13 protein-coding genes and 2 pseudogenes are annotated in these 10,026 nt (G+C 34.0%); 10 read left to right on the forward strand and 5 right to left on the reverse strand.

Features of this window, described 5'->3' with window-relative positions:
- The first annotated feature begins 340 nt into the window (after positions 1-340).
- The 3 genes from ACFINH_RS08480 to ACFINH_RS08490 all read left to right on the forward strand — a co-directional run bounded on the left by ACFINH_RS08480 (position 341) and on the right by ACFINH_RS08490 (position 1,960).
- The gene (locus ACFINH_RS08480) at positions 341-532 is read left to right on the forward strand and encodes a hypothetical protein (RefSeq protein ID WP_375610932.1); all 192 of its coding nucleotides are present in this window, start codon (positions 341-343) and stop codon (positions 530-532) included.
- A 67-nt stretch (positions 533-599) separates the two neighbouring features.
- Positions 600-1,028: a type II toxin-antitoxin system HicB family antitoxin gene (locus ACFINH_RS08485; RefSeq protein ID WP_375632659.1), complete on the forward strand. Its 429-nt coding sequence runs from the start codon at positions 600-602 to the stop codon at positions 1,026-1,028.
- Positions 1,029-1,273: 245 nt separating this feature from the next.
- The gene (locus tag ACFINH_RS08490) at positions 1,274-1,960 is read left to right on the forward strand and encodes a hypothetical protein (RefSeq protein ID WP_375632661.1); all 687 of its coding nucleotides are present in this window, start codon (positions 1,274-1,276) and stop codon (positions 1,958-1,960) included.
- A 150-nt stretch (positions 1,961-2,110) separates the two neighbouring features.
- Here the strand turns inward: ACFINH_RS08490 and ACFINH_RS08495 are convergent, their stop codons facing one another.
- Positions 2,111-2,650, reverse strand: a complete 540-nt coding sequence (locus tag ACFINH_RS08495; protein WP_375632663.1) for a hypothetical protein — start codon at positions 2,648-2,650, stop codon at positions 2,111-2,113.
- 878 nt (positions 2,651-3,528) lie between these two features.
- A complete protein-coding gene (locus tag ACFINH_RS08500; protein WP_375632665.1) occupies positions 3,529-3,774 on the reverse strand; it encodes a hypothetical protein in 246 nt (81 codons plus the stop codon).
- 995 nt (positions 3,775-4,769) lie between these two features.
- On the opposite strand from ACFINH_RS08500, the gene ACFINH_RS08505 reads away from it, so the two are divergent.
- Positions 4,770-5,348, forward strand: a complete 579-nt coding sequence (locus tag ACFINH_RS08505; protein WP_375632667.1) for a hypothetical protein — start codon at positions 4,770-4,772, stop codon at positions 5,346-5,348.
- A gap of 27 nt (positions 5,349-5,375) precedes the next feature.
- On the opposite strand, the gene ACFINH_RS08510 is transcribed toward ACFINH_RS08505, so the two are convergent.
- The 3 genes from ACFINH_RS08510 to ACFINH_RS08520 form a co-directional block, all read right to left on the reverse strand.
- The gene (locus ACFINH_RS08510) at positions 5,376-5,624 is read right to left on the reverse strand and encodes a hypothetical protein (RefSeq protein WP_375632669.1); all 249 of its coding nucleotides are present in this window, start codon (positions 5,622-5,624) and stop codon (positions 5,376-5,378) included.
- A gap of 77 nt (positions 5,625-5,701) precedes the next feature.
- The gene (locus ACFINH_RS08515) at positions 5,702-6,109 is read right to left on the reverse strand and encodes a hypothetical protein (protein WP_375632671.1); all 408 of its coding nucleotides are present in this window, start codon (positions 6,107-6,109) and stop codon (positions 5,702-5,704) included.
- Positions 6,110-6,164: 55 nt separating this feature from the next.
- On the reverse strand, positions 6,165-6,482 hold the full coding sequence (locus ACFINH_RS08520; RefSeq protein WP_375632673.1) for a hypothetical protein: 318 nt from the start codon (positions 6,480-6,482) through the stop codon (positions 6,165-6,167).
- Between the two features lie 85 nt (positions 6,483-6,567).
- On the opposite strand from ACFINH_RS08520, the gene ACFINH_RS08525 reads away from it, so the two are divergent.
- The 6 genes and pseudogenes from ACFINH_RS08525 to ACFINH_RS08550 all read left to right on the forward strand — a co-directional run.
- Entirely contained in the window at positions 6,568-7,164 is a 597-nt protein-coding gene (locus tag ACFINH_RS08525; protein WP_273719164.1) for a S24 family peptidase, read from the forward strand.
- 315 nt (positions 7,165-7,479) lie between these two features.
- Positions 7,480-7,853 (forward strand): annotated as a pseudogene (locus tag ACFINH_RS08530) (hypothetical protein).
- A 341-nt stretch (positions 7,854-8,194) separates the two neighbouring features.
- Positions 8,195-8,953, forward strand: coding sequence for an antA/AntB antirepressor family protein (locus tag ACFINH_RS08535; RefSeq protein WP_375632676.1), 759 nt, complete (start codon positions 8,195-8,197; stop codon positions 8,951-8,953).
- A gap of 12 nt (positions 8,954-8,965) precedes the next feature.
- Positions 8,966-9,094: a hypothetical protein gene (locus tag ACFINH_RS08540; RefSeq protein WP_375632678.1), complete on the forward strand. Its 129-nt coding sequence runs from the start codon at positions 8,966-8,968 to the stop codon at positions 9,092-9,094.
- Between the two features lie 244 nt (positions 9,095-9,338).
- Positions 9,339-9,782, forward strand: a complete 444-nt coding sequence (locus tag ACFINH_RS08545) for a hypothetical protein (protein WP_375632680.1) — start codon at positions 9,339-9,341, stop codon at positions 9,780-9,782.
- Between the two features lie 130 nt (positions 9,783-9,912).
- A pseudogene (locus ACFINH_RS08550) lies at positions 9,913-10,026 on the forward strand (recombinase); the annotation flags it as partial.

Raw genomic sequence — 10,026 nt, forward strand, 5'->3', positions numbered from 1 at the left:
CACCTAAACGCCCGATTAACATCACTTTATTTAGCATGTTTTTTCTTACCTTAAATTTGTATTTTAATACATAGAAAACCTTAACATGATTTGCATGTTTTTTCAATTATTTCAGTTTATTAATAACAGTTTTTTAAGTATTACATTATAATATTATTTGACAAATTATTCATCAAAAAAACATGTCACACAAATGGCACGGCTTTCTTATTTCTGCTTTTAACGTTTCAATAAATATCCTTTCATTAAGAGTCCGTATCGAACTTTTTTGTTCGGTTTATTGTTGACTATCGAACCTTTTTGTGCGATATTCATTTTATAAAGTAAAGGGGGAGGCTAAATGAAACGAGAAGCACTGCTTAGAGAATTACGTAAAGAAGCCAGAAATAGAGGCATTCATTACAGTGAAGCTCCTGATGCAGGCAAAGGGTCATATTATTTGGTAACTTTTGGAGACAAGACAACCGTTATAAAATCTGGTGAATTGACCCCACTTTACGTGAAAATAATAAAAAAGCAGTTGAGGGTATGAGTTACTCTCTCAATGGCTTTGATTTTTCGTTTTAAAAGCATTTCGATTATGGCGAGGATACCTAAACATGGAATACACTTATCAAGCAAAACTGGAATCTGATCCAGACGGTGGTTTTATTGTAACCTTTCCAGATGTACCAGAAGCAATAACAGCTGGAGAAAATAGAGCAGAGGCATTAGAGAATACTGTTGAAGCTTTAGCTTTAGCATTACGGAGCTATTCTATGCGTGGTTTGCCTTTACCAATGCCACAACAGTATAAAGACCTTGTAGAGGTTACTGTAGATGCATGGAATGTTCTTAAACTTGCAGTGGTAGAAGCCTTTAATGAAGCGAATATCACAAAAACAGAATTGGCTAATCGTTTGGGTAAAAAAGAAACAGAAGCAAGACGCATTCTTGATCCAAATTATCCAACTAAGCTTCAAACATTAGAGCAAACACTGAGTGTTCTTGGAAAGAAAGTCGTTATTACAATCAAAGATGCAACCTAATTTCTTCTCCACTTAAAAGCTGGGAAGATGATCATACTTCTTTTAAACTTAAGCAGCTTTTAATAGATCTTCTAAAACTCATATTGCTTCTACAATTAAAATTTTATAGCCTCCACCTTTCACTTGAATGATTCTAAAAGACACGAGATATTTGAGATACAAACTACCTACTTCATAATCACTGAGATAACTTAGATAGTATCTATCGCCCATAAGACTATAAACGTTGTAATTGTGTTAGCTTTATGAATACCATTAACTTCCTTTCTTATAAATATGAAATAGATACAGACTCAAAATTAGTTAATACAAATTGTATCGATAAATTTTTGCAGGAAGGAACGTATACTCTTACCGTGAAGAATCAATGTGCTACCTTAACAATTGAAAAACTTTTTGTGGAATCAAGTACCTACTATTGGGTTTATGTTTTAACAGGAGAAGAAAGTCCTTATAATCCTGAAGTGATTGATTCCGAAAATGGCTTTCAAAGCGTTCCTAACCCGCGTTCTAAAAAACAAATTGAACAAAATGAACAATATTTTGGAGTTTTGATTCCTACAAAATTCATTCTTTTTTCTTCAAGTAAAAAGCTAAACCAATGCTTGCAGTCACACTACAAAGAAAATTTCAAGGAAGAAATTAATATTTTACCTGAGCTTATTGATAAGCAAGATTTCGAAAAAAAATTGCATTCAATTAAAGAAATAAAACTAAAATATAAAAAACAAAAACAATTAGAACTTTTTGGAAAGCAATCAGCAAAATGCTTAGTGGAGTTGGCTAAAGATTCTCTTGATGCATTTCCCACTGATGATGTTACTGAAATAGAACTCAGCTTAGATATCAAATTTAAAGAAGAAAATAATTTAAGGGAATATTTGTGGAATTTTTTAAAAAAAGATAAAAAAATCCTATATTGCACAAATTAAATTTTGTGGGAGATATATATGATAAGTTCGATGTAATATTTAATACTGAGAGTTTTCAGCATAGAATCCGTATTAAATCATCTAAAGATGATAATGGCAGATATAATAAAGATTTTGTAAAAAAAGAATTGATATTTGAAATCGGAAATTTCACTGTGGCTTTATAATGGAACACTGCAGTGTAAGGATAGATATATTTATTAAATTGCGTGTATACAACATAAGAAAGAGTACACGGCATAAAAAATAATACCAAAGTACAATGTTTAAATACCAAATAGCAATATCTGAGTACCACATTATGGTATCTAATGAAAAAGGAAATTTGTGTTCCACATACCTAAAAATGACAGGCAAAGAAACAGTTTCTTTATAACTATTTGGGAAAATTAAAACGACAAGCGCTAAAATTATTATATTTAAGAGTCGGTGCATATATTGTTGTAAATCACGTGTTAGTTTCACCCAACCCGTTGTATCATCATCTTTATATTTTGGGTTGTTCTGCAACTCAGAAGGAATATTAGAATTGCATAAAATTGCAAAAATAGTTGTTACTATTATCAAACCAACAGATGCGAATGTCAAAATACCCTGAATAAAGTCAATATTTTTTTTAATTCCTGAAAAACATAAAAATATAAAAACTATAATGCCAAACAAGGCTCTTAGTTGCTTATCTGTAAACATACTCATTTCCTGTGAAAAAATTATGATTTCAATTTTTTAAATTATTTTCTGATAGAAGGCACAAACTACCTTTAGTTTTTTCGCGTTTGCTTTCCTTTTAATAGCAACGTCTTCTATTGCATCCAGTTGCTTTTAGTTAACCTCATCTATTATTTATCTATAGTTGATGATCGCTTTAAGTACTAAGATCCTCTAACCTTTCATAAAGATTAAAGAAACACTCTGTTATTTCAAAAATACACGAAAGAACTTAATGACTGCTGCAATATTTTTTTACATTGATACTAGCTATTTATGTTTTTTAAACAAATATCTTGAAATTTTCACATCCTAAAATTCTTAATTTGTATTAAAGGATTCACTTAGTTTATAAATTTGGTACTGCATACAATTTTAGGAAAGTATTATACCTTAAAAAAAATTTTTAGTCACTCTTAAAACGCATATCTAATCGTAAAATGATCACCACTTTTCACTATTTTGCTAACCTGCAATGTTTTTCACTGTTCCTTCAATACCATTTAAAGTTTCTTCAAGCTCTTGCTTGTGAAGAAGCGTTAGTCGTCTAAAGTGCTCTTTCGCTGTTTTTTCTTTGAGTGTTTTCTCACGTGTATTTTAATTGCTCTACGTACACTTTCGGCTTTTGAAAGAAGGTTATTTTCTACTGTCTGGCAATAAGCTAAAAGCTCTCCACAAATTGGCATAAATGTTTTTGATATCCCCATTGCTTGACCAGTTACGATATCTTCGACGCCCTTTTTCAGAGCATATGCTGAAATCCGTTCCAGCATCATGCTATAGGAAAGGATAACGGCTTTGGAATCTGTGTTCGCAGGGACTTCATGCTTGAGAGTAGGAAAGAAGCTTGCTCAATTTGCTTAACTGAAGCTTTCACAGAGAGCAACGCTTGTAGACGATTGCAAGCATCTAAGGTTTGCGCCTCCTCCTGTTTCGTCAATGTATTCCCAGTTTTCAAAGTCAATGGATACCCCGGACTGATCATTTCCATAATGACCACCTAACCGTTTCTCCTGTTCTAATCTTGCTTTTTTCTGTGCTAAAAAAACACTTTGGATGTGTAACCCAATTGCACCCAGTCCTTTGCCAATCTCGTTTGTTTGCACTTTTTACCTGGGTTTGCTATCCAGTAATTTGTGAACCGTTCAAATTCTGACACTGCCTCATGATGCGTTAATCCTTGATCGATTGCGTATTGCAAATTAGGTTCAAAATCCGCAGGTAAGAGAACCCCATATTTTGACCTAGTCCGCTTCGCTTTTTTGGGAACGTTCTTTTGCTCGTGAATGGGAGGTTGGTTTTCTACACCCGTTGTGATTTGCTCTGGTTGGCTTTCGCAAGCATGAACCTCTGTTGGCTCGTCAATCTGTTCGTTTGTTTCTAAACTTTCAGAACAAATTTCTTTTTTTCTAAAACGATAGTTTAGTTTTTTTTATTATATATGTTATTGTTAATGACATCATTAAGCATTGCTTGTGTATTGCTAGAATCCGCACAAGCATCATGCTTAGCATCTTGATCATCACTAATTGTTTTTGCTTTATGATGTTTTGCCCATTTTGCTTGCGCTGCCTTCTGTGCTCTCTGAAAATTTATTTAAATTTTCGTTTGAGTTATTGAGTTCTTCCTCAACATCTGAATTTCACAAACGACCATCTTCTAAGCAAATGATGTGTCCAAATCTAAATAAATAATCTAATGCCTTTTGAAATCTTTTTACTGAACAACAAGTAAAATGAGATAATATTTGTGAATCATTCAAAAGAGGTTCACGCGTGTGTCACATTCTTATCCGCAACTTCACATAAACATTGACTTCCATAGGCGGTAAATCAGAAAGTTTAAATAGCCATTGGTCTGTATTAAGTCTCGTCCATGGTATTTTACTGGACATGTATACCCCCCTTCTTTCTTTAAATATAAAATTGCTAAAGAGTCTGCTTCGTTGTCGTCTTTAGGCACATGTCTTTGGAACATATCGCCCAGCCTGTCTTTGTCCCTAGATCAAGACAGAAAATCGTGTTAGTCATTTGCTATTCCATTTAAAAATATTTTTACAAAGCCGTTCGACGGTAATTATTATTCGAAATAAAGGTGGAAAATGCCTGATAATGGAGTGCTTCAAAATACAAACAATCAAGTAAACAACATTCCACTGCAACCTTTGTTTATTACATCTTGTTATGAAGAGTTTGCTGATGGTATTGCATGGTTTAATTTTCACAATATAGCCCCTCCCTTTGATATTAAATTACATTCTGTTTCTGGTGTTTACTGTCGGAAACCATGTAGTGATATTAACTGGGAACATACTAATTCTTGGCCTGAAGTATTTCTTTCTGTTGGTCAATTTAATGCGCCTTCTTTACCTTATTGCCATAATATCGAAGATAGAATTCATTTTATAAGCCCACCTGAAGTACCTGCGTCGAAAGTATTATTGTCTATAAATATTCCAGCCCATACAAAATGTTTTGCTATCATAGGTATACAATTTGGGGCCGATATTGATAGAACATATGGGGCTTCTGTTAAACTTACTTTTCAATTTTCTCCAACTTATGATTTCACAAAAATTTTTAATGCTAATATTTTTTTAGAACGTATATTTCCCCTAAAGAAGAAGCCAAACGAATCCAATCATCATGGAATGAAATGGAGGCTGCAACAGATCGATTAAAAGCATATCAATTACGAAGCGCTTCATCTAATATGCAGACCGCTTATTATGCTTCTCGAATAATCCCTGAAATTTCTCTTGGAAAGCTTGTGTGTTACCGTGTACCTCTAAGTACAACTTTGATCCTAAAGCATTTTTAGCTATTAAATGGTTATTTTCATCAAAAGAAAAATTCCAATCAGAATTACTAAAAACAATTGTACAACCATCTGGAAAACCTATTGCATGTATTAAATCTTCTGAAAAGCTAAAAGTATAACGTGGTGGTTTTTTCATTTCCTCCCCTTATGGTTGATGCGTATTTATATGTGCGCTATGGCAGAGCGCGTAGTTATAAGTTTTGAAAAATTGGATTAACTCAATTCAGACACACACTGCACGCATCTTATTAATTTGATTTCTTCTTTTCTTTTTTCGATGAGTTTATCCCTTAAGAAATCAAGCCTATTTTTGACTAAGGCTATAAACAAGATCAGCTCATTTAAGCGATAAAAAGATGACAACTCTTGAGAAAAATAATTATCAAACCAAGTTGTAGTTGTAAAAGCTTGCGTAAACACAGATAAAAACCATTGATTAAAATCATCGTACGGCAATAACGGAAAATATTTTCTATCATCACGCGCAAAGATACTATGCAGCATATAGACAAAACAACCTGTTGATGAGGGATCTATGCTTATTTCAAAACATGCATCTTGAGGCGAAAGGACACCATAATATATGTTTTCCTGTCCAATCTTATTAACAAGATCAATCAACTGGACTTTGCTTATAGTGATCTGTGAGACATCTACTATCTCTGATCTTTCTTCTTTAAGAGTGTGAATGGTGCTGTTGATGTTCATTATTATCTGTAGGGGCAGCAATAAAAGCAGAATGTGAAGATAATTTAGAATCACATGATTGCGTCCTATAAAAAAACGAGAAAAAGTCTTCTGCCTTAATCGGTGCTCCAATTCTTTTAGCTTTATTCAAAAGAATTGGGATATGTTTTGTCGGAATTCTCCCACCAGTTCCACCTTTTGATACAGGACGGAGCCAGACGTACATGCGTGTTCTATGAACCCCAAGCAACTGAGATACTCTACGAACCCCACCTAATAAATTTATTATTTCCGAAAACTGTTTCATAAGTCATATTGTATCTTATTTAGGTACAATATCAATAGAAAATGTAACGAAAATCACAAAAGATTTTTTTTCTAACAAAGATATAATGGAAACCATGAATAACATTATGAAAATTTGGCTAAGTGAAGCCTTACAAGAATCTGGATTATCTCAATCATCGCTTGCCAGACAACTAAGTGAGAAGGTACATCGCCCTATCTACCGCTCTGCAGTCAATAAAATGCTGACAGGTGAACGAGGAATAAGTGCACAAGAAGGTATAGCAATTGAGGAAATCACAAAATACCCACTTCCACGAAAAAAAACTATACCCTTAATGGGTTATGTCGGAGCAGGTTCAGAAATTATCCCCTATGAAGATGGTTGGCTTGAAGAAGTGGAAATGCCCCCATATATTACAAAGGATACATACGCAGTAAAAGTTGAAGGCGACTCAATGGAACCTTTCATTGAAGATAAATCCATTTTATTTTATTCAGAAAACATTTCTCCAAGTTTACTTCTTAATAAAAAAGCAATTGTCTATACGCAAGATGGACGTTGTTTTGTCAAAATAATAAAGCAAGGTAGTAAGCCTGGTTTATTTAATTTAGAGAGTTTAAATAGGTTGTATCCAGAAATAAAAGATATTGCATTAATTTGGGCTGCGCCTATAGACTGGATAAAACCACCGAGATTTTAAAATAGTTAAATCATATGAGCATAATTTTCTTCTTATCGTATATTTCTGTTAAGGAGAGAATTATGCAAATATTTGCAAAATAATCGATTAGAATATTAAAATTCAATGTAATTAGTATTACTAAAGCTCTAGCTATTCTAAACATATACCCATTTTTTAGTAATTACAGTTTTAATTTTCTAAGTAGATTTTTATATTTATGTAAAAATTTCTAAAATCGGTACATATGTATTAACATATGTTCTTAAATACACTACATTGGTATCCATAAACCACACACAAACAATTGCCAAGAGGCGTTGGGGAGGAGAAATTATGGAAAATCCAATTCTTATAAATTCCGATGAAATTTTATTAGTTGTCTATAATGATGATCAAAACATTGGTCGGTCAGGACCACTGGATGAAAGCCAAGTTCTAAAAATTATTGACGAGGCAGATGATGCAATCCAAATCTTTCGCATCAATCCTTCTGAAAAGAACTGTGAAGACATTTCTGAAGAGATCGCAGAAGCATATGTAAAAGAAAATATCGAACGTCTCTATGAGGATAGTGAGGTTCATTATTTTATATGAGAAAGTGATGTTACAATAAACTTTTAGGCGAGATCGCAGACGAAAAATATAATGATGAGATTTACGGTACTTACGAACAACAACACCGTTTGCGTCCTTGTGATGTGCTTTAAAAATTCTAAAGGGCGCTTTTAAATGTGCCCCCTTTAATCCATCAATAATTGATTAGAGTAAACTTATGAATACACATGGTAATGATAGTGAAGGATATCTCATACCTGAAAACGAGGTAGACAACAAAATCGGTTATGTCCAAAATCTGAAATAGAAACAGATAAAACCGATAATCATTACTTCAAAATTTACGCAGCAAGGAAAATCGCTAAAGCAGAGCGCCATAGAAACTATGGCAGAATATTATGCCAAAACTTGTATTTTTATTAATTTAGGAAGTGATGATGAAAAGCCTTATTGTAACATCTGAAAAATATGAACTTTTTGAAAGGAGTTCATCATGAATACTCTCATAGAGATTAAAGAAGAAGCCATTGATAAGGAAATTGTTCAGACAGTAAATGCACGTGATCTGCATGCATTCTTAGAGGCAAAACGTGACTTTTCCAATTGGATTAAGGACCGTATTACCAGATACAATTTTATAGAAGGACAAGATTTTATAAAAACACAAGATTTGCGGTCACCAAATTTGGCGAGTGCAAAATCTAGAGCTGTTATCACAATTAATTACCATCTCACTTTGGAAATGGCAAAAGAACTTTCCATGGTGGAGCGTAATGAAAAAGGTAAACAAGCCCGTCAATATTTTATTGAATGTGAACGGCGTGCAAAGAAACCTTTAGACCTTGCAAACGCTTTGGAAGAGCCTCTCTTTGTGAAAAAACTGCTTTTAGAAAGCGTCACACAATTAGAGACCTTAAAAAGTGAAGTGAGTACCCTTAAACCCAAAGCTGCTGCTCTTGAAAGTTTGCAACGTCATGACGGACTGTTTGGTCTTACAGAAGCTGCTAAAATACTCGAGATGCAACCAAAACAATTCATTCAATTTTTACAGCAAAAAGGTTGGATTTACAGACGAGCAGCAGGTGGAAATTTGCTTCCTTATCAAGATAAAATCCAAAAGAAACTTATGGATTGTCCAACCATCACACTTCAAACCGCAAGTGGAATAGAAAAAGTCATTCCTTGCGCAAAAATCACAGCAAAAGGAATTGGTGTGCTGTCTCAAGAGCTTAAAAGACAAAGCATGCATTAAGAGGAGGTTATTATGATAAAAAAGAAATACGAACTGTCTGATGAGACAATTAAAGTTGATAGAATAACGCTTTACCGTATCCGTGCATTAAAAGACTTTGGAGATGTTAAAAAGGTGATCTTGGTGGCTGGGAGAGAGTGAAAGAAATCTTAGCCATGATAACAATTGCTGGATTGGTGGTGAGGCATGGGTTTATGATGATGCCGAAGTTTATAATAACGCAAAAGTTGGTGGTAATGCCATAGTAGCTGGCAAAACAGCATTTTATGGAAGTGATGCTATCTTAAGGTAGGGGCAAAAATCATGGAAAAAAAAATACGAACTGACTGATGAAAAAACTGAAGTTAATGACAAAACACTCCGCCGCATTCGTGCATTGAGAGATTTGGGGGATGTCAAGAAAGGTGATCTTGGCGGCTTTATAGAGAATGAAGACAATCTAAGTCATGATGGCAATTGCTGGGTAGGCGATGATGCAAAAGTCTATGGTTATGCCAAAGTTTTTGGTGATGCTTATATTGATAACATTGCTGATATTTACGAAAATGCATGTGTTTTTGGTAGTGCATCTGTTACCGGAGAAACTAATATTTTTGGCAATGCGCAGATTTTTGGACATGTTCGTGTTTTTGCCAATGCACAAATCTACGAAAATGCACAAGTTTCCGGTGGTGCATTTATTAATGGAAATGCTAAAATTGATGACAGTCCATTGATTTCCATCAGAGCAAAAGTTGGGGGAAATGCCAAAATCTATGGTTATGCATTTATTCATGGAAACGCAGAGATCATCAATGATGAAATCATCACAACGGGCGAGAGGCAATAAACCATGGAAAAAAATACGAACTACTAATCTTATAGTATCTCTATAAGCCGTTTCTAACAACCAAACAATATTTTTAAACACAAGCGTGATTCACGCCACGGGGAAATTGCGCGCAGTGGAGGAAATCAAGATGAGTGAACTAAGTACCACACAAACGGAATTAGTGAAAAAAACGAACGATTGTGAAATCAAACCTACAGCTATGGAGCTTATTTTAGAAAGAGCTTTAGAAAATGATGTCGAT

It is taken from the genome of Bartonella sp. AA74HLJMH, from assembly GCF_042197045.1.
Classification (GTDB): Bacteria; Pseudomonadota; Alphaproteobacteria; order Rhizobiales; family Rhizobiaceae; genus Bartonella.